Raw genomic sequence first — 19,533 nt, forward strand, 5'->3', positions numbered from 1 at the left:
AGCTAATGATTATTGAAATCCATAACGTAAACCGATTTGTATCTGCCATGGATTGCCCGACGGGGTAACAATGCCGGAGTTATTTACACGGTAATTGAACGATTTTGTAGTGGAGTTGTAGTTCGGAACGGCAGGGATTTCAGGTGTAGTTGATGTAGCTGGAATTCTCGCTGTACCATTTAGTGCATACAATGCCTGATTGCCCAGCGTTTCGTTCACACCCCATTTCTTCTTAATCAGGTTGCCAAGGTTAAAAATATCTCCCGAAACCTCTATTCCATGGGTTTTATAAATCTTTATTTTTTTAGAAACTCTTAAATCAACAATTCCATAAAATTTATTTATCCCACCATTTCGCTCAGCAATCTGACCAGAATATTTGTTGATATAATCTTTCAAACTTTGGCTGGCATCAGGGTTATCTAATAATGCTTGTAAGCCGTTGCGCACATTTGCAGGTACATTAGCATTGTTTCTGTCGAAAATAAAAGCTAAATCATTGGTTGCTACGAAATCGCCATTGTTGTTGGCACCAGATAATAAGCTGTAACGTGTACCACCAATACCCGAATAACGAACAGCAATGGTTACCCCATAAAAGCTCGGAAGCGTACCGTAAATTACTACTTTGTTGCGGAACTGACCATCTGAATAAGACATTTTAGTTAAGTTTCTTGGATCGTCTTTTACAGGTAATGATAAGGTAGCGGTGTTTGCTACGTTTCCATTGTATGAAGTATTGTCTTTGGTATTATTCCAGGTATAACTGGCCGAAATTTCTCCATCTCTGAAATAATTCCATGTTGCATCTAAAACAACGGCAAACTGGTTTACTTTACCTTTGCTGTTTAATTCTAAAACGCGGCCAAAACTATTGCTTAGGCGACCAGTTTTCCAATCTGGGGAGCCATTATCAGGCATAGTTGGTACAAATACTCCTCTATTGCCTTCATTTGGCAGGGTAAAGAAAGGATTGGCTACCATATTTCTATCCACATACATATAGTTGTTACGGCCCAATGTGGCATAACCTGTAATACCAACCTTTAGTTTATCTGTAATTAATCGATTATATGATAAATTAGCCTTATAGACCACCGGTACTTTTGCATCAGGGGCATAGGTATTAATGGTCGGTACTTGTAATGCAGACAAGGTAGGAGTTTGCACAGTTCCATTTCTGTAACCTATAAAGTTTGGGGTTGGAACATCAGCACCAAAAACATCAACAGTAGCAAAGTGTTTACCATCAAAAGTGAGGTTGTTAATGGTCATATAGTTGTTAATGTCCGATCCGAAGATACCTGCACCAAAGCGTACAAAATCGGTTCTGTTTTCATTAACATCCCAGTTAAATTGGATTCTTGGCTGAACTAAGAACTGCTTTAATTTATTATCAGTTCTGACACCAATAGCATCAAATAACTGTTGGTTAAGTGGCGATTTTGGATATGCACTGTAATCAATACGTAAACCTCCTGTAAATTCTAATCCTTTAGCCAGTTTGGTTTGCATTTGTCCGTATATAGCGGTATTCCAGATGCCTGCTTTTACTGTGGGGTCTGCAACCAAAGGCACTTCTCTGTAAAACCTGTTTGCAATAAGGTTATTGAAATTTTGTAGTGATGTAGCAGTGGTTGAGTTCGTATATTCAAACCTTCCGTTTACTTCGCTACCATAAAGTGATTTTGCATTGGTATACTGCAAATCAACACCGAAGGTGTACTTTATCTTATCAGTGTTATAGTAAAAGTTATCTACCAATTGCAATACATTGTTGGTAAAACCTTCCTGACCGAAACGATGCCCGCCAATTTGGATACTGGTATTTCCCGTTGTACCATCTGAAAGCGTTGAGCGAACATTACCTACAATAGCTCTTGGGATAGCGCTGGTTAACTCATCGTTTTGTGTACTGGCCTGGAAAGTGTATAAGTGTTGTACTTTTAATTCGTTAGTAACCTTGCTGCTAATTGTGGAGCGTAAAGTAGCCAGTAAACTATTATCCACGTTTTTATCGTTACCATAACTCTCATAAAAGTTAATGGCAGTATTATCGGCTAAGCCTAATGGGTTTCTGTCATTGGTGTAATTATCGCGAACGGTTAATAAATTCTTTTCGTCGATCTGCCAATCTAAACGGGCAAATGCAGCATCTGAACCACGTTTTTTAGGGAATGAGCCATATTGTGGGGTATTGGCTACGCCATACTTATTGCGGGCATAACCTGCAAACTCCTCTAAGGTAGCGTTGGTAATCCTGAATCTTGCTTCATCGGCAGGACCGTTTATGTCGGCAATAATTAACGGGCGCGAATCTTTCTGATGATCCAGACCCACAAAATAGTGTAGCTTATCTTTAATTATCGGCCCACCCAGGGTAAAGCCATATTGATAGGTAGAAAAATCATTGTCGCGTTTAACACCCCTGATATCATAACGGCTGGCTAACCAATCGGCACGGCCATATACAAAAGCACTACCGCTTACGGTATTGGTACCCGATTTGGTAACCGCGGTTACAGTACCACCACCTGCACGGCCTAAGGTAACATCGTATTGGTTGGTTACTACCTTAAACTCGCGAACGGCCTCGATAGAAATCGAATATGGCGCACCACTACGACTCGTAGTACTACCAGCTGATGTTGGGTTTTTAGCATTCATTCCATCAATGGTATAATTTGTAGAGGAACCTAACTGTCCAGAAATATTTCCGCCACGGCTTAGTGGAGATAAATCCATTAAGTTGGAGAAGTTACGGCCGTTAACCGGTAACTGGTTCATGGTTTTTGCCGAAATTTCTGTAGAAGCACCAAAATTTTGAACTTTGTTCCTTAAACCTGAAGCCACAACCTGTACGGCTTCTAAATCCTGTGAAGCTTCCTGCATCGTAACGGCTACCTTTACCACATCGCCAAGGTTTAACATATAACCACTTCTAGTTTGCTCTCCAAAGCCTACATAAACGGCTTTAACTGAGTATGGGCCACCTAAAGGAAGTTCTTTAAAGGTATATTCTCCCTGAGCATTTGTTGATGTTCTGGTGGTAAAACCAGTAGAGTTGTTTCTAATTTGAACAGAAACACCTGGAATGGGCTTCTTTTGATTATCCGTTACAATTCCGGAAATTGATGCTTGAGTAGTTTGTGCCATAGCCGAATTACAGGCGTAACATAAAAACAGCATCACTGCAATAAGTAAATTTTTCATCATGATCAGTTTTTTGATTTGTTATCTGATCGCAAAGGTGTTATTGTGGTGTTAAGCTGATGATGATTTAATATTACCAATTGGTTTAGAAATTTGATCGAATGTTAAGAAAAGAATAGGAAACGGTTTTAAGGCTTTTATTTCATTTTCTTGATCAATATCTTCTTATTAAGTTTTATCTTGATAATTTACGATAAAGTAATATAAATCTTACGTGTGATTAATTTTAAAACTGTCTTTTTACTAAAAAAATCAGATATGAGAAAAATTAACACTCTTTTGGTACTATTAGTACTGGTAATCTCGGCATGTAAAAAGGATGAAAAAATTGTCGATCAAACAACGCTATTTTCAAGGTCAAATTCTAGATTAAGTAGTTCAAGGCCACTGCATCCAGGTGATCCAAACTTGGATGCATCTTGGGATTGGACCCAACATAGCTGGACTGCTTATTTTAATAATGCCAATGGATCTGTTGGTAGTGTTACTACTCTAAATCCATTTATTGATGGTGCTCAATTAGTTTATGGTAATGTGGATGTTTCAAAAGCAGACATGTATCCTGCTAGTGGTTGGATGTTGGTATCGAGGGATTTTGGTACGCCGACTGAAGCTAACGCTTATCCATTTTTGTTGCTATATAATAAATATCGAGGCATTTTGAGAGTATGTGTGTTAAGAACTTATGATGTTTTATCATCATATCAACAAATTACACTTGGTTATGCTACAAATACAACATATCCAAAATTCTTTAAATATAGCAGCACAAAACCACCATATTCGGGGGCGGATGGTCCTAATGATAATACCCAAAGTGCAGGTTACAAACAAACTGCAATTACGTCTGCAGGTGTTCAGCAGTGGATGATTGCAGACTTTGATGTAACTGGTTATAGCGAAACATTTGATGTCAACACATCATTTAATATTAGTGTTTCAGAAGTGTCATTATCTGATGTTGCTTTAAATGGAAATATACAACTTGATGGAACTGCACAACCACAAGCCGGTGGTGGTCCAAATGCTGAGGGTTTAATAAAAAATGCGGAGACTTTTTATGCTAAAACTGCACAGGGTGTGTCAAATGTTTTGAAAATTTCGCCAGATGATGTAATAGGAAAAATGGCTGGAGGTCCAGTATTATTCGTTAAAACTTTTTTTAATCTATTAGCTGGTTTTTCTGGAGGAAGTTCAGGTGTACCCTATAGCATCAAACTTAAAGGGACAACTAATCAAACTGGATCTATTAAACTAACATCCCCAAAAACGTCCTTTAGTGTATATTTAAAGCCACTAACAGGTGTTATAGGTTATCGGGCTTTACAAAATATACCATGGGGTATATTCAATCTTGAGGGTACAAGTGCACAAGTAACATATCAAACGGTTTACACAACTGTTACTGATGAATATGGCTATCCAGGTGATGTTTGGGATGGCGATTTTAGGTGGGTGATTTTTCAACCTAACTATTTCAATAATGACTTAACAATTAACCCTGCTTTAATTAGTGAAGTAAAAAGTATAGAAGTGTTGTACGGTGATAATAATATACCTTATGGTTTTATACCAATTTCAAAATTCGATGAGACACAAAGAATGATAGCTCCTCCCAAAAACGTATTCGAATTGCAACTTGGAATTAAAATCGAATTTAATAATGGTAGTGTCGTCTACAAATTAATTTCATACTAGTGATAGTTTCTGTCATATTTAAAGGAAACAGGCCAATATTAATTTATTGGCCTCTTTTTAAAAACAATATCGGCTTATTTCTGGCCGGTATATTTATCACTAAACTTTTTATCCAGTTGTTTGTGCAGGTTATCAAGATTGATATCACGACCCTGAATAAATGCCTGCTCAACTTTATTGGTGCGCATATCCAATGCATCACCAGCGGAGATAAAGAAAGTAGCGTCTTTGCCGGTCTCGATACTGCCGGTGGTTTTATCAACGCCCATGGCTTTAGCTGCATTTAAGGTAATGGTTGATAAAGCTTTTTCTTTGTCTAAACCCCAGGCCGTAACGGTACCCGCCATAAAAGGCAGGTTGCGCTGTTGCCAGTAACCATCAATACTCAATACGACATTTAAGCCCGCATTGGCCAGTATTGCCGCATTTTTGTAAGGCATGTTTACATCATCATCATTGTTGTTCGGCAAGGCATGTGGTTGCTTAACCACTAATGTGATGTTGTTATCTTTTAAGAAATCGATGATGAGATAGGCTTCATCTGCACCCGTAATTACCGGGCTAATGCCGAACTTTTTGGCGAAATTAACTGCTGCAACAATATCTTTCTGGCTTTCGGCTGCGATAAATAATTTTTCGTTCCCTGCGAATACTTTTTTCATCGCCTCGAAACGGGTATTTATGACTTCTGGTTTACCCATTTCGGAATAAGCTTTTGCTTCTGAAAAAAACGATGTTAACTGCGCAATGGCCGCCTGTGTTCTTTCGGCTAAAATTTCCGGTGACTGTTGCTGACGACCAAACCCCCCAAAACCGCCTCTAAAACGCGGAGTAACGGGCCAGGTCATGTGCATGGCGTCGTCAGTTTTAAGCGCTGCATCTTCCCAGTTCCAGGCATCGAGCTGAACCACTGATGAGCTGCCTGAAACCGTCCCGCCCTGTGGTGTTGGCTGTGCCATTAAAATGCCATTGCTGCGTAAAGTTGCCGGAACTTTCGAATCGGTATTATAAGCCACAATAGAACGAATGTGCGAATTAAAATCACCAATTTCCTGAAAATCCAATGTTGCTTTTACCGCTTCAATTTCTGTTAATCCTAAATTGGTAGTGGCTGCAATAAAACCCGGATAAATATGTTTTCCTGTGGCTACAATACGCATTACATCGTCCTGCGGTACTTGTCCATTGGCAGTTACCGAAATAATTTTTCCATTCCCAAAAAGGATGGTACCATTTTCGATCACTGTTCCATTACCCACATGTACGGTTGCACCGGTAATGGCAATGGTTTTACTTTGTTTTTTGGCTGGCGATATGTTGGCCTGCGCAAAACACATCAGGCTTGTTGCCGATAGAGCCAGGCTTATTAAATATGTTTTCATGTTAGTGTACATGTTCTTTTTCTGTTAGTTCTGCTGAATAGTTTTCTAAAGTTTCGCAATTATACAGGCGAGGTGCATCACCCAATGGGCGTTGTGTACGGCTGCCTTTGCTTTTACTTTCTAACATTTTCTGGATCAATCGGGCTTTTTCAGTCTGCATGGCTTTAATTACCTGTGCATCTTTGTCAATATCCCAGTAAGCAATACCATCTACAAAAGTTTTTTCTGCCCTGGCATAAATAGAAAGCGGATTGGCCGTCCAGATGACCACATCAGCATCTTTGCCCGCTTTTAAGCTGCCCACCTGATCATCGATGTGCAGCATTTTTGCCGGGTTTAGGGTTACAAACTTAAAGGCTTCTTCTTCAGGCACATTCCCATATAATACTGATTTACCGGCTTCCTGGTTTAAGTGACGGGCCATTTCAGCATCATCCGAATTAAAAGCTGTGGTAACGCCCACATTATGCATAATTTTCCCGTTGTATGGAATAGCTTCGGCCACTTCATTTTTATAAGCCCACCAGTCAGAGAAAGTTGAGCCGGCAATGCCATGCGCCTTCATTTTATCGGCCACTTTGTAGCCTTCTAAAATATGTGTAAAAGTATTGATCTTAAATCCTAAACTGTCTGCCACATGAATGAGCATGTTAATTTCGCTCTGTACGTAAGAGTGGCAGGTAATAAACCGCTTGTTGTTTAAAATTTCTACAATAGCATCCAGTTCCAAATCGCGGCGTACGTTGTTACCTTTTGCCGAGCGTGCTTTGGCATATTCTTTTGCGCGGATAAATTCATCAACAAAGGTTTGCTCAACACCCATGCGCGTAACCGGGAAACGGGCACCTGTGCCAAAATTACTTTGTTTCACATTTTCGCCCAGGGCAAATTTGATAAAACCATCTGCACCTGCGAATTTCAGTTCCTCAGGCGATTTACCCCAACGTAATTTAATTAATTGCGATTGGCCACCGATGGGATTGGCTGATCCGTGCAGGATTTGAGACGTGGTTACCCCTCCGGCCAACTGGCGGTAAATGTTTACATCTTCAGAGTTGATGATGTCGGCAACACGTACTTCGGCAGAAACCGATTGCGCACCTTCATTGATTCCTCCAGCGCCGGCAATGTGCGAATGTTCGTCGATAATACCTGCAGTAACATGCTTACCGGTAGCATCAATCACTTTAGCGCCGCTCGCCGAAAGGTTTTTACCAACCGCTTTAATCTTTCCGTTTTCCAGAAGTACATCAGCATTCTGAAGGATGCCATCTTTTTCATTCGTCCAAACGGTACCGTTTTTAATCAGTACGGTTTCTTGTTTAGGCAATTCAGTATTTCCAAAAGCAGAGAAAGGATAAATTACAGGTCCCATGGCCAAAGTAGCCTTAGGATCCTCTTTTTTAGGTGTTTCTTTCGCTGCTTCTTTATAAGTTGCGGTAAATTTACCTGTAGTGCCATCTGCCAATGCCGATTCGCCTTTAATCGTAACCGGATTTGCAGAAGTAATGTAACCGCTTAAACGGATATCGCCTTTAGGATTTTTCTTTAAGTTATAATTGATGCTTACCCAATCGCCATTTCTGGTAAAAGTAGCGGTCGTTTTGATGCTATCAACACCAACTCTTTCAATTGCTGCGGTAGATCCGCCACCTGTGCCGGTTATTTTTAAAGTTAAAGCGCCAACACCGTCAATATTTAAATTGTAAGTGCCACGCAAGTCGCTTACATCCATCTTATTCACGATAAAACGTTTGCCCTGTACCCAGTTTTCGAAAATGATATTTCCGTTTTTGAACAGGTTATCTGATGAGATCAAAAAGTTGGCTACTTTTCCTTTTTCTAAAGTACCCACTTTATCACCTATGCCTAAAAGTGAGGCCGGTATTTCGGTGACCGATTGTAAGGCTTGTTTTTCGGTTAAGCCATTTTCTATCGCAGTGCGGAGATTTGCCCAGAAATCGCGGCTGTTTTCCAATCCAAATGATGTTAAAGCAAATTTAATTCCCGCTTTTTCTAAAGCTGCCGGATTGGTTGGTGCCAGTTCCCAGCCTTTCATTTGTGATAAAGTTACATTTCTGGCCTCTGCCGGATCTTCCACATCGTAAGCCTTCGGGAAAGTTAACGGAATAATTAAACTTGCCCCTGTAGCTTTAACTTCATTAATGCGCTGGTATTCATCTCCGGTTGATTTAATGATGTATTTCTGGCCAAATTCTTTCCCTATATTATCTGCCCGCAGAATGTTCTGCCATCCATCAACTTCAAAAATCTGTGGGATATTTTGTTGCTTACCAAATTCCTCCAAAGAGATGTTGTATTCATCTTTTTGTTTGCTGTACCATACTGCATCATAATAGGTTTGACGCAATAAGGCAATAGCGCCCATTAACGATGTAGGGTAATCGTTTGATGAACTTCCTTTGTTGAATGAATAGTTTGCTGCGGTTTGGTCTTTCAAAAATACGCTGTTATCTGCACCTTCATTTAAGGTTACCGCTGCAGAAACACCTCGTGCAATGCCATCGCGGTTAATTACATTTACACTTCCAAAACCAACTTTACGCAATTCGTCCGCCTTTTTACTGTCGGTAGAAAAAATGCTTTTTACATAACTCTCAGGTCTGATCGCTTCATTCCAGCCATAAGCACCTTTTTTGGTCGAGACAAAAATAGATTGACGTTGACCACCAAAGCCGCGTTGTTGCACAGGTGCGTCGTTAAGGCCGTAGCTGCTAAAGGCATCAACCATTGATGGATAAATGAATTTCCCCTTTAAATCGATCACAACATAACCTTTAGGTACGGCTAAGCCGGCTCCAACAGCCTGAATGGTTTGTCCTTTAATTAAGAGGGTTGCATTTGTTAAGGTTTGGTTGGCATTTACCACTATCGTTGCATTGGTGAAGGCAAACATTCCGGGTCTGGTATCATAAGAGCCATTTACAGGGAAGGAGGTTTGCTGTGCAAACAGAAATGTAGCAGAAAATACCAGCCCAAGGGCAAGTAAAATTTTCTTCATAGTAAGTTTGGATTTTAATTTGTTTAAAACTAATATAAATAAGCGTTCATTTTACAGAATATCCTATTTTTTACAATTAATGCCTACTTTTGATTAAACATATTTTAGAAAAATGTACAGTATCTTAAAATCTGCGCACTCCGGATGGCGCTACATCGTATTGATTTTATTGGTTGTTGCGGTAATCAACGCATTATCGGGCTGGTTTGGAAATAAAAAATACACGGAAGGTAACCGCAAACTGAATGTATTTACGCTGATTGCTGCGCATATTCAATTTTTGATTGGTTTGGTTTTATTTTTCCTAAGTCCGCTAACTAAATTGCCTATGAGCGATGCCATCGGTCGTTATTTTAAAGCTGAGCATACCTCTATGATGCTTATTGCGATCATTTTAATTACGATTGGTAACGCAAAGTCGAAAAAAGTAACAGATGCTATAGCTAAGCACCGCACCATTGCTATTTTCTTTGGATTGGCACTGGTTCTAATTATTGTTGCTATTCTATTAATGGTTAAAGCAGTTCCGGGAAGATCGTTTTTTGGAGTTTCTTAATTGAAAATATCCAGTAATTGATATGAAATCCCGTTTTAAAAGAGCGGGATTTTTTTGGTTCTAATACACTCGTTTTTTACCACAAAGTACACAGAGGAAGGGCACGGAGGCTCAGCTAAGCTAGGTATGCCAGCAGTCGTCATCTCGACTGGAGCATTGCGGAATGGAGAGATCTATCTAGGCAGATTTAGCTTAGCTGAGCCTTCGGGTTCTCGACTGCGTTGCACTCTGCTCCAAATGACGACATTGTGTAAAAGATCCATCGCTGTGCTCAGGATGACAATGTAACTAATATCACGACTTCGGGCTTCTGACTCTAGACTAAACTTATTTTCATAAATATTTTGCTTTTTCAAAATTCTTTATATTTTTGTGGCTCATGATCAACAATATACATACATGGCTTTGGCAAAGTAGTTCGAAAACGGATTGCGCTGGCTGCGTATGAAAGAAATATAGTTTATCAACCTAAACCTTATTAAAGAACCATTAAAGCCCGGCGTAGAACCACACGCCGGGCTTTTTATTGTTAAAAATAATTTAACCGTTATTGCGGTGCACGAAGCAATAACAACATCGTAAAATCATGTATAAAATAAATACAACTTACAAAAAACTACTTGCCGATACCACCACTCCGGTAAGCATCTACCTGCGCCTGCGCGATGTTTATCCAAACAGCATTTTACTGGAGAGTTCCGATTACCATAGCCGCGAAAATTCCATGAGTTTTGTTTGCGCCGATCCGGTTGCCGGTATCATTTTAAAAGGTTCTCGATTGGAAACCTATTTTCCTGATGGGACGGTCGAAATTACCGAGAGCAAAAACCTGATTGATGAAATTGCTGATTTTAAGGATAAGTTTAAGGAAACTGAACTGCCTGAAATCAAATTTATTTCGAGCGGCCTGTTTGGTTATTTCACCTGGAATGCCGTGCAGCATTTTGAAGATATCAGGTTTACTTCCGAAACGCCTGAAGGCGAAGAGATTCCGGAAATGCAGTACCACTTGTATCGCTACATCATTGCCATTGATCATTTTAAGAACGAAATTACGCTATTCAAAAATACTTTCGATGGAGAAGAAGAGGGGGGACTGGAAAAGATGGAATACCTGATCCAGAATAAAAATTATCCTGAATATAAGTTTCAGCTTCGTGGTGAGGAAAGTTCAAATCTAACCGATCAGGGTTTTATGGATCTGGTAGAGAAATTACAGAAGCATATTTACCGTGGTGATGTTTTTCAGATTGTTCCTTCAAGAGCATTTAAACAGGCTTTTACCGGAGATGAATTTAATGTATACCGTTGCCTGCGTTCGATAAATCCATCACCTTACCTGTTTTACTTTGATTACGGGAATTTTAAACTGTTCGGCTCTTCACCAGAAGCACAGATTACGATCAAAAACAATTCGGCCAATATTTTTCCAATCGCAGGAACATTTAAGCGAAGTGGAAACGATATTGAAGACGCAGAACAGGCCAGGAAGTTAGAGCAAGATCCTAAAGAAAGTGCCGAGCATGTAATGCTGGTTGATTTGGCCAGAAATGACTTAAGCAGGCACTGTAACCGCGTTGAAGTAAAGTCTTTTAAGGAGGTGCAGTACTATTCGCATCTGATCCACCTGGTGAGTAAAGTGAGTGGACGTTTGCAGGAAAATGTAAGTGCCTTTAAAGTGGTTGCCGATACTTATCCCGCAGGTACTTTGAGTGGCGCACCAAAATATAAAGCCATGCAGCTGATTGATGAAAATGAAAAACTCGGTAGAAATTTTTATGCCGGTGCCATCGGTTTTATGGGTTTCAACGAAGATTTTAACCATGCCATCATGATCAGGACTTTTATGAGCAAAAATAACGTACTGCATTACCGTGCCGGGGCAGGTATTGTGGCCGATTCGGTACCCGAAACCGAAATGCAGGAAGTAAATAATAAAATTGCGGCATTGCGTAAAGCGGTGCAAATGGCAGAGCAGATCTAGTTTGGAATCGGGAGTTTTTAGTCTGGAGTAAAATCCACCAGTAAAAAATACAATGGAAAAAAATATAAATAGTAATCACCCTTCAGGGGGCAAGGGAGTGGTTCTTGTGATCGATAATTACGATAGTTTTACCTATAATTTAGTGCATTTAATAAATGAAGTTGGTTATGAGGCGGAGGTTTGGAGAAACGATAAATTCGATCTGGCCGATGTAGAAAAGTATGATAAAATATTGCTTTCACCAGGTCCTGGTATTCCGGAAGAAGCAGGTTTATTGCTGGATGTAATTAAAACTTATGCGCCAACAAAAAGCATTTTTGGGGTATGTTTAGGCCAACAGGCCATTGCAGAGGCTTTTGGCGGCACGCTATACAATTTAGGTAGGCCAATGCATGGTATTGCTACGCCGGTTACGGTTGTAGATGGCGATGAGCCTTTGTTTTGGGAATGCCCGCAAACCATTAATGTTGGCCGTTATCACAGCTGGGTAGTGAGTAAAGATAATTTTCCTGCCTGTTTAAAAATTACGGCCCGAGACCATAAAAATGAAATTATGGCGTTAAGACATGAAACGTTGGATGTACGCGGGGTACAGTTTCATCCTGAAAGTGTGCTTACCGAGCATGGCAAACAGATGATGGAGAATTGGTTAACTTCGACACCCTAGCGCTTTATTCATCCGGTCGTCATCCTGAACTTGATTCAGGATCTTACTGGAATTAGTTAATTATTAGATGCTGAAACAAATCCGATAGCTATCGGATCAGCATGACGGATTAGTAAAATGAACATACTAGATAAAATCGTATTACGTAAAAGAGAAGAAATTGCTACAGCAAAAGCGTTGGTTTCTGTTAATGATTTGGAGAATTCGGTGCATTTTAAGCGGATACCTTATTCTTTTAAAGAATTTTTGCTCGCTAAAGACCGGACAGGTATTATTGCAGAATTTAAGCGCCGCTCGCCATCTAAAGGTTTAATTAATGGCGTTGCTGATGTTGCTGAAGTAACGCAGGCATATAATGCTGCGGGGGCATCTGCACTTTCGGTATTAACAGATGTAGATTTTTTTGGGGGTAAAACCGATGATCTTCTGGCTGCCCGTGCTGCAAACAATATTCCGATTTTGAGAAAGGACTTCATGATCGATGAATATCAGATCCTGGAAGCAAAAGCCTGGGGTGCTGATGTTATTCTGTTGATTGCCGCTATCTTAACGCCACAACAGATTAACGATTTTGGAAAGTTTGCACATAACCTTGGTTTAAATGTGCTTTTAGAGGTGCACAATCTCGAAGAGCTGGAAAGAAGTATCTCACCTCATCTAGATGCCATTGGGGTAAACAATCGAAACCTGGCTGATTTTACAGTTGATATTCAAACTTCGTTCGATTTGGTGAACAAAATTCCTGATGAGTTTTTAAAGATTTCGGAAAGTGCGATCAGTAATCCGCAGACCATTAAGGATTTGAAAGTAGCAGGTTTTAATGGTTTTCTGATTGGCGAGAATTTTATGAAAACGGATAATCCGGGAGCTGCTATTAAAAAATTTGTAGCGCAGATATAGTCAACATTGACTTCCGAAGTTTGCTGGCGCCCTGGCCTTCGAAACTTCGGAAGTCTTTACAGCTTAAATTTACGTTCGCAAATTTCGTATCTTTGTAGCAATTACATGGGAAAACAAAAATTTTATGATACTGCCGTGGTGCAGGAAAGGGCAATTTTAGTGGGTGTGGTTACGCCCGGCGAAAAAGAAGCCCAAACAAAAGAATATTTAGACGAGCTGGCCTTTCTGGTAGATACAGCAGGAGGGAAGGTAGAGAAGGTTTTTACGCAAAAAATGCTTAAGCCAGAGCGAGCCACTTTTGTAGGTACAGGAAAACTGGAAGAAATTAAAGCATATGTAAAATCAGAAGAAATTGATACCGTAGTATTCGATGATGAATTATCGCCATCGCAACTGCGTAATATAGATCGAGAACTGGGAGTTAAGGTATTGGACCGGAGTAATTTAATTCTCGATATTTTTGCTAACAGGGCACAAACTGCACAGGCTAAAACGCAGGTTGAACTGGCCCAGTTACAATACGTATTACCGCGCTTAACCGGTATGTGGACACACTTAGAACGCCAGAAAGGTGGTATCGGGATGCGTGGTCCCGGTGAAACGCAGATTGAAAGTGACAGGCGGATTATTTTAAATAAAATCTCTTTGCTAAAGGAGCGTTTAAGAAACATTGACAGACAAAACGAAACACAACGTAAAAACCGTGGTCAGCTGATTCGGGTAGCTTTGGTAGGCTATACTAATGTGGGTAAATCAACCATCATGAACATGTTGTCGAAATCGGAAGTATTTGCCGAAAATAAACTCTTTGCTACTTTAGATACCACTGTTCGCAAAGTAGTAATCGAGAATTTACCTTTCCTGCTTTCTGATACTGTTGGGTTTATCCGCAAACTGCCTCACCATTTGGTAGAATGTTTTAAATCTACTCTGGATGAAGTGAGGGAAGCCGATTTGCTGATTCACGTGGTCGATGTTTCGCATCCAAATTTCGAAGACCAGATTAATACCGTTAATGAAACCTTAAAAGATATTGGCGCAATTGATAAAGATATGATCCTGGTTTTCAATAAAATTGATGCCTATGTTTCGCCGGAAGTGGAAGGAGATGATGACGATGGTAAATTGACACTGGAAGATTTTAAAAATAGCTGGATGAGTCATGGTAAAATACCAGTGCTGTTTATTTCGGCTACACAAAAAGAGAATATAGAAGAATTTAAAACGTTATTGTACGATAAGGTTAAGGCTGCACATGTAGCGAGATATCCGTATGACAGTAATTTGCTTTATTAGATTAAATTCCGTTGTTAAATAGAGAAATAAGCCATTAGTTTTTAAACCTAAACCACAGATTTGATTATATAATTTCTACTAAGATGCTTCTATGTATTTTTTAAACTTAGAATCGTCGCCCTGATCCGATAGCTATCGGATTTATTTCAGGGTCTATTTGCAGGAGAGATGCTGAAATGAATTCAGTATGACGATATGCATAGGATACTATTAATTGAGCCCGGGTGGTGAGGTTTCAAAAGTTTTTTAGAATATTATTGTTAATGCCATTTAATATTAGCAGATTGTTCATGGTCTGATAATTGAATATTGGTTATTGATAATTTAAAACCTTATCAGTTTAATATTATCTGCCTTGCTTGGTTTGATAATTGATTATTGGTAATTGATAATTATAACATTATGGAAAGTAAACGTCAGCAGAAATTTGCAGGAGTATTACAGGAGGAGTTGGCACAGGTTTTTCAGCGTGAAGGTGCTGCATTTTTGCCTAATACATTGGTAACCATTACCCGGGTAAGGGTTTCGCCTGATTTGGCCGTGGCTAAAGTTTATCTCAGCTTTTTTAATACCAATAATACCACACTTTCAATCAATACCGTTAATGCACATGCCGGAGAGATCAGATATAAGTTGGGAAGCAGAATCCGCCATCAGGTAAGGGTGGTGCCAGAACTTACTTTCTTTGTGGATGATACCAATGAATATGTAGAACGCATGGATCATCTTTTTGATAAGATTGCCAGAGAGCCCAGACAAAAAGACGAAGAGAGCGAATAATTTTTGGTGAGGAAGCTAAGGGAACCCGTTAATTTCTTTACACACTTTATACCGGCTTTGTTAGCGGTTCCGGCAGGATACTTGTTGCTTCAAAAATGCAATACACCTATTGAATATACCGCTGCATGGATTTACAGTATAGGTACTTTTATTCTTTTCGGCGTAAGTGCTATGTATCATGGCTATCCTGCAACTGAATATGGTGTGCGTTTTTGGCAGAAATTTGATCATTGCTGTATTTACCTCATGATTGCCGGTTCTTACAGCCCCACTGCCTTACTGGTTTTTGACGGCTGGTTGCGCTGGAGTCTGTTAACCATCGTATGGATTATAGCTATTGTAGGCTGTCTGCTCAAAATTTTTAACCGCTTAAAAAGTATAGCTATATCTTTGTCTATCTACATTTTAATGGGCTGTTTAATTGTACCTTTACTCCAGAAAATGTTGGTTAATTTACCCATTGGAGCCATTTTCTGGCTACTGTTAGGTGGTCTCTTTTATATTGGCGGCACTTATTATTATGCAAAAGATAAACAATTATCCAGATGGGTGCACAGTCACGAAATTTGGCATTTATTCGTAATCGGCGGTGCATTGTCGCACTACATTTACAATTACGTTTATATCTTTAAATAAACTTCCACCGATGCATATCCTTAAGCAGATAATAGAAAAGAATCATAGCTTGATCCATCAGGTAGTGGATTTTAATCCGGAACATGATCGGCTTTTGGGGCTTGATTTTACCGCTACAAACACTGAACTTACTGCTGAAATTTTAGGAGATATCGACCGGTTTTCAGCATGGATTGATGAAAAGCTTAATGCACACCAAGCGCGGTATGGCATTGGAGGCTACAATGAACACCGCACCATTTATTCAAGAAGTGTACATTTTGATACTGAAGAAGAACCGCGCAGGTTACATTTAGGTGTAGATATCTGGGCAGCTGCAGGAACACCAGTTTACAATTTTTATGACGCAAGCGTTCATAGCTTTGCCAATAACAACAAATTTGGCGATTACGGTGCAACCATTATTCTGGCTTATGATATTGCCGGGTATAAATTCCATGCGCTTTACGGTCACCTGAATTTAGCTTCTTTAAGTCATCTGGAAGAAGGAATGCACATAAAAGCAGGAACAAAATTTGCCGAATTGGGCAAAGAAGATGAAAACGGTTGCTGGCCACCACATCTTCATTTTCAGCTGATAAAAGATATGCAGGGATTAAAAGGCGATTATCCGGGCGTTTGTAAGTTTAGCGAGCGCAAAAAATATCTAACCAATTGCCCTGATCCGGAGTTTATTTTGAGCGCAACTTTTTCTTAGTTTTAACCACAGAGAAAATAGAGCGGAAGGCACGGAGACCACACAGAGAGAATTGTTTGCGATGACGTGCTGGGGAATGTCATTATAAGAAGGCTTTTTTCAGCCGCTAAGCAATCTTACAACGATTGCTACTTGAATGCGCTTTAAGATTACCCGCCTGCGTGGGAATGACGACCTTACCATTAAATTAAAACGCTCATTTTCTCTGTGAAAAACTCGGTGTCTCTCTGTGGTAAAATGCTTTCAGCTTTTTTTAGTAATTTAGTACAATGAAAAACCTGTTCACCATTTGTTTACTTTTCTGCTGTTCACTAGCGATGGCCCAGGTTCAGTTTAAATCTGGTAAAAATGGTTTTACAAACTTCTTAACGCAGAATACCATCTATCCGCAGTTCTCTAAAGATAATTGTATCCAGGGAACAGTGAACATCAGTTTTAAGCTTAATGCACAAGGAAAGGTTTATTTTTCAAAAGTGAGCAAAGGGATATTGTCTGACCTGGATGAAGAAGCATTGCGTTTAGTTAGAATGAGCAGCGGTAAATGGCAGGTTCCTGCAGGTTACGATACAACCGTTTCGATCGTTGCTCCGGTTAATTTTAAACTTTCGGGCTACAATTGTGAAGGAAAATCAAGTGAAGCCATGCAGGAGGCCATTCGCAGCTATCAGGCTGAGGAAGGGCTAACCAATTCAGTGATTAATTTCTATAAAAACATCGATCAGGCCAAACCCGGACAGGAAGTTCAGATGATAGCAATCAAAAATCAACTGGGTATAGATGATGAATACCTCGACGATCGCATTCAAATGGGCTTAAAAAAAATAAAACAAGGCGATAAACAAGGCGCTTGTGAGGATTTTACTTTCGTTAAATATATGGGAAGCAAAAAAGCAGATGATTATCTGCTCAAATACTGTAAATAACAAAATGTTTTTACTGTAAGCATATCTGACACGATAGGGTTGTTATTGTGGCCACCTTTTTACCCTTACACCTTGCCGGAATCCATTTGAAAGATTTTGCAATCTTTAACATCTGCTCGCCAACTTTACCAACCTCATCCTTTACTACCCGTTCTCTGGAAATACTGCCATCTACGTCAACTAAAAACGATACCATGAATTTGGTTGACGCGTGATTTGGAATCGAATCCAGTCTTACGCCAGACATGGCTCTATAAAGTTTAACCTGGCCTCCTTCATTTGTAGCGGGTTCATCATAGCTGCTGTAAATTTCCTTGCCCGTTAAAAGGTCTTTTTTATGGGAGCAGTCTGTTTTGTTATTGATAGGGAAAAACGCCTCCTGATCATTAAAATAACCGAAAACTGTGCTGAAAAACATAGAAACCGTTAACATTAATCTGAACATGGAGCAATGAATTGGAGTAAGGGCTAAACCAAGATAAACAAAATTGATTAATTTAGCCAACAATGAAGAACACCAGTCGATTTTTTGCTTTATTGGATCTCATCAGTATCGTTTTGTTAGCCAGACAATTTTGGCAGATTTTAACCCATTTAAATGAAATTCCCGATCAGATCCTTTCGCAGGCCAAAGTAATTTTACTTTTGCCTTTGTTTGTATCATTATTTATTTCTGCAATCGGTTTAACCCTATTTAAGAAATTTGGATTTATAGCCTATTATATTCAATTTCCTTTCCGTTTGGTGGTTTGGGTATTCTCCATCGGTTTCATCACTTTTTTACCAGAAATGTTAAACCTTGGCGAAAGGTGGTTTGATATTTTATTCCGGATCTGTTTTATTGCCGAATTTTTCAGGTTGTATTTTACGATTACAATTCACCGTTCAGTTTTCTAATGCCCCAGGTAAAACCACTGTTATAGCAGCAGGAAGAATTTTTGCTTCAACAGTATTCACCTTTTCAATGTATTCTCCATCAATCTGAAAGTGCGCTTTATGTTTTGAAGAAATCTTTACTTCTGCAGTTTGAAACACTTCTATCTTTTTCGGATTAAATGGTAATTTAGTGATCCATATTTTTAAAATCTCCAGGTAGGAGTAATCTTTTACCATAACTACTTCAAAAAGATCATCATCTAATTTTCCGTCAGGGTTAATCTTTAACCCGGTTCCATACATGGTGGCGTTGGCAATGGCCACCATAGCTGCTTTAGAGCTAATGGTTTCATTTTTAATTTTTAGTTGCACATCCATCCTTTTGTGGTTCCACAAGGCGTGCCAGGTGGCTTTTGCATAGCCCCACATGCCACGCTGTGGCAGCGTATCAAATTTCTTTACCAGATAGGCATTAAAACCTAAATCGGATAAATGGATGCAGATTTCATCATTAAGTTTAATCACGTGGATTTTTTGCAAATAGCCTTCATCCAAAATGGCCAAGGCCTGCTCAATATCAGTAGGTATGCCCAATTCTTTTGCCATCCCGTTAGCCGAACCGGCAGGAATAATGCCGATAGGCGTTTCGGTATGCAACAGGCATTCCGCAACCAGTTTCAAGGTTCCGTCACCACCAACGGCTACTACACGATCTGCTTTTGCACTTTTTATCTTCTCCTTTATCTTCTCTAAAGAACAATCTTCAGGTAATTCGAAAAGATCAATTTCTGAATGTTTTGAATCGAAATGGGCAGAAATTACTTCCTTTAAATTAAGATCATGGCTGCCTGAGCCTGGGTTGATGATGAATAATAATTTCATGTTTACCTGATGGGGTTTATC

General features: G+C 39.6%; 16 protein-coding genes. 11 read left to right on the forward strand and 5 right to left on the reverse strand.

Annotated features, from left to right (window positions below; translation table 11 throughout):
• Positions 1-9 precede the first annotated feature (9 nt).
• Positions 10-3,216, reverse strand: coding sequence for a carboxypeptidase regulatory-like domain-containing protein (locus ABEG20_RS19890; protein ID WP_406824969.1), 3,207 nt, complete (start codon positions 3,214-3,216; stop codon positions 10-12).
• A gap of 255 nt (positions 3,217-3,471) precedes the next feature.
• Here ABEG20_RS19890 and ABEG20_RS19895 point away from each other — a divergent pair, with 255 nt between their 5' ends.
• Positions 3,472-4,911: a hypothetical protein gene (locus ABEG20_RS19895; RefSeq protein ID WP_406824970.1), complete on the forward strand. Its 1,440-nt coding sequence runs from the start codon at positions 3,472-3,474 to the stop codon at positions 4,909-4,911.
• A 74-nt stretch (positions 4,912-4,985) separates the two neighbouring features.
• Here the strand turns inward: ABEG20_RS19895 and ABEG20_RS19900 are convergent, their stop codons facing one another.
• Together ABEG20_RS19900 and ABEG20_RS19905 are read right to left on the reverse strand one after the other, a co-directional pair.
• Complete coding sequence (locus ABEG20_RS19900; protein ID WP_406824971.1) at positions 4,986-6,293, reverse strand: amidohydrolase family protein; 1,308 nt, start codon at positions 6,291-6,293, stop codon at positions 4,986-4,988.
• Position 6,294: 1 nt separating this feature from the next.
• Positions 6,295-9,315, reverse strand: a complete 3,021-nt coding sequence (locus ABEG20_RS19905) for an amidohydrolase family protein (protein ID WP_406824972.1) — start codon at positions 9,313-9,315, stop codon at positions 6,295-6,297.
• 112 nt (positions 9,316-9,427) lie between these two features.
• Between ABEG20_RS19905 and ABEG20_RS19910 the strand changes: the two genes are divergently transcribed.
• From ABEG20_RS19910 to ABEG20_RS19950, 9 genes are all read left to right on the forward strand, one after another.
• On the forward strand, positions 9,428-9,871 hold the full coding sequence (locus ABEG20_RS19910; RefSeq protein ID WP_406824973.1) for a cytochrome B: 444 nt from the start codon (positions 9,428-9,430) through the stop codon (positions 9,869-9,871).
• Positions 9,872-10,457: 586 nt separating this feature from the next.
• The gene (locus ABEG20_RS19915; protein ID WP_406824974.1) at positions 10,458-11,855 is read left to right on the forward strand and encodes an anthranilate synthase component I family protein; all 1,398 of its coding nucleotides are present in this window, start codon (positions 10,458-10,460) and stop codon (positions 11,853-11,855) included.
• A 52-nt stretch (positions 11,856-11,907) separates the two neighbouring features.
• Positions 11,908-12,522, forward strand: coding sequence for an anthranilate synthase component II (locus ABEG20_RS19920; RefSeq protein WP_406824975.1), 615 nt, complete (start codon positions 11,908-11,910; stop codon positions 12,520-12,522).
• 117 nt (positions 12,523-12,639) lie between these two features.
• Positions 12,640-13,422, forward strand: a complete 783-nt coding sequence (gene trpC, locus ABEG20_RS19925) for an indole-3-glycerol phosphate synthase TrpC (protein ID WP_406824976.1) — start codon at positions 12,640-12,642, stop codon at positions 13,420-13,422.
• Between the two features lie 105 nt (positions 13,423-13,527).
• Positions 13,528-14,718 carry a GTPase HflX gene (gene hflX, locus ABEG20_RS19930; protein ID WP_406824977.1) on the forward strand — a complete coding sequence of 397 codons (1,191 nt, stop codon included), beginning with the start codon at positions 13,528-13,530 and terminating at the stop codon, positions 14,716-14,718.
• Positions 14,719-15,120: 402 nt separating this feature from the next.
• Positions 15,121-15,498 (forward strand): 30S ribosome-binding factor RbfA, encoded by a 378-nt coding sequence (gene rbfA, locus ABEG20_RS19935; RefSeq protein WP_406824978.1) that lies wholly within the window; start codon positions 15,121-15,123, stop codon positions 15,496-15,498.
• 6 nt (positions 15,499-15,504) lie between these two features.
• Complete coding sequence (locus ABEG20_RS19940) at positions 15,505-16,134, forward strand: hemolysin III family protein (protein ID WP_406824979.1); 630 nt, start codon at positions 15,505-15,507, stop codon at positions 16,132-16,134.
• A 10-nt stretch (positions 16,135-16,144) separates the two neighbouring features.
• Positions 16,145-16,831 (forward strand): peptidoglycan DD-metalloendopeptidase family protein, encoded by a 687-nt coding sequence (locus ABEG20_RS19945; RefSeq protein WP_406824980.1) that lies wholly within the window; start codon positions 16,145-16,147, stop codon positions 16,829-16,831.
• A gap of 269 nt (positions 16,832-17,100) precedes the next feature.
• Entirely contained in the window at positions 17,101-17,754 is a 654-nt protein-coding gene (locus ABEG20_RS19950; protein ID WP_406824981.1) for a TonB family protein, read from the forward strand.
• 10 nt (positions 17,755-17,764) lie between these two features.
• Here the strand turns inward: ABEG20_RS19950 and ABEG20_RS19955 are convergent, their stop codons facing one another.
• On the reverse strand, positions 17,765-18,172 hold the full coding sequence (locus tag ABEG20_RS19955; RefSeq protein WP_406824982.1) for an energy transducer TonB: 408 nt from the start codon (positions 18,170-18,172) through the stop codon (positions 17,765-17,767).
• A gap of 89 nt (positions 18,173-18,261) precedes the next feature.
• Here ABEG20_RS19955 and ABEG20_RS19960 point away from each other — a divergent pair, with 89 nt between their 5' ends.
• The gene (locus tag ABEG20_RS19960; RefSeq protein WP_406824983.1) at positions 18,262-18,651 is read left to right on the forward strand and encodes a hypothetical protein; all 390 of its coding nucleotides are present in this window, start codon (positions 18,262-18,264) and stop codon (positions 18,649-18,651) included.
• Here ABEG20_RS19960 and ABEG20_RS19965 read toward each other — a convergent pair.
• Positions 18,640-19,512 (reverse strand): diacylglycerol/lipid kinase family protein, encoded by an 873-nt coding sequence (locus ABEG20_RS19965; protein ID WP_406824984.1) that lies wholly within the window; start codon positions 19,510-19,512, stop codon positions 18,640-18,642. The two genes, ABEG20_RS19960 and ABEG20_RS19965, sit on opposite strands and share 12 nt — an antisense overlap.
• Positions 19,513-19,533: the final 21 nt, after the last annotated feature.

Source organism: Pedobacter sp. KACC 23697 (genome assembly GCF_045348445.1).
Lineage (GTDB): Bacteria > Bacteroidota > Bacteroidia > Sphingobacteriales > Sphingobacteriaceae > Pedobacter.

Bases quoted from the DNA above. Each gene is read 5' to 3' on its own strand.
- ABEG20_RS19890 (WP_406824969.1), bottom strand. From the start codon at position 3,216: ATGATGAAAAATTTACTTATTGCAGTGATGCTGTTTTTATGTTACGCC.
- ABEG20_RS19895 (WP_406824970.1), top strand. From the start codon at position 3,472: ATGAGAAAAATTAACACTCTTTTGGTACTATTAGTACTGGTAATCTCG.
- ABEG20_RS19900 (WP_406824971.1), bottom strand. From the start codon at position 6,293: ATGAAAACATATTTAATAAGCCTGGCTCTATCGGCAACAAGCCTGATG.
- ABEG20_RS19905 (WP_406824972.1), bottom strand. From the start codon at position 9,315: ATGAAGAAAATTTTACTTGCCCTTGGGCTGGTATTTTCTGCTACATTT.
- ABEG20_RS19910 (WP_406824973.1), top strand. From the start codon at position 9,428: ATGTACAGTATCTTAAAATCTGCGCACTCCGGATGGCGCTACATCGTA.
- ABEG20_RS19915 (WP_406824974.1), top strand. From the start codon at position 10,458: ATGTATAAAATAAATACAACTTACAAAAAACTACTTGCCGATACCACC.
- ABEG20_RS19920 (WP_406824975.1), top strand. From the start codon at position 11,908: ATGGAAAAAAATATAAATAGTAATCACCCTTCAGGGGGCAAGGGAGTG.
- trpC (WP_406824976.1), top strand. From the start codon at position 12,640: ATGAACATACTAGATAAAATCGTATTACGTAAAAGAGAAGAAATTGCT.
- hflX (WP_406824977.1), top strand. From the start codon at position 13,528: ATGGGAAAACAAAAATTTTATGATACTGCCGTGGTGCAGGAAAGGGCA.
- rbfA (WP_406824978.1), top strand. From the start codon at position 15,121: ATGGAAAGTAAACGTCAGCAGAAATTTGCAGGAGTATTACAGGAGGAG.
- ABEG20_RS19945 (WP_406824980.1), top strand. From the start codon at position 16,145: ATGCATATCCTTAAGCAGATAATAGAAAAGAATCATAGCTTGATCCAT.
- ABEG20_RS19950 (WP_406824981.1), top strand. From the start codon at position 17,101: ATGAAAAACCTGTTCACCATTTGTTTACTTTTCTGCTGTTCACTAGCG.
- ABEG20_RS19955 (WP_406824982.1), bottom strand. From the start codon at position 18,172: ATGTTTTTCAGCACAGTTTTCGGTTATTTTAATGATCAGGAGGCGTTT.
- ABEG20_RS19960 (WP_406824983.1), top strand. From the start codon at position 18,262: ATGAAGAACACCAGTCGATTTTTTGCTTTATTGGATCTCATCAGTATC.
- ABEG20_RS19965 (WP_406824984.1), bottom strand. From the start codon at position 19,512: ATGAAATTATTATTCATCATCAACCCAGGCTCAGGCAGCCATGATCTT.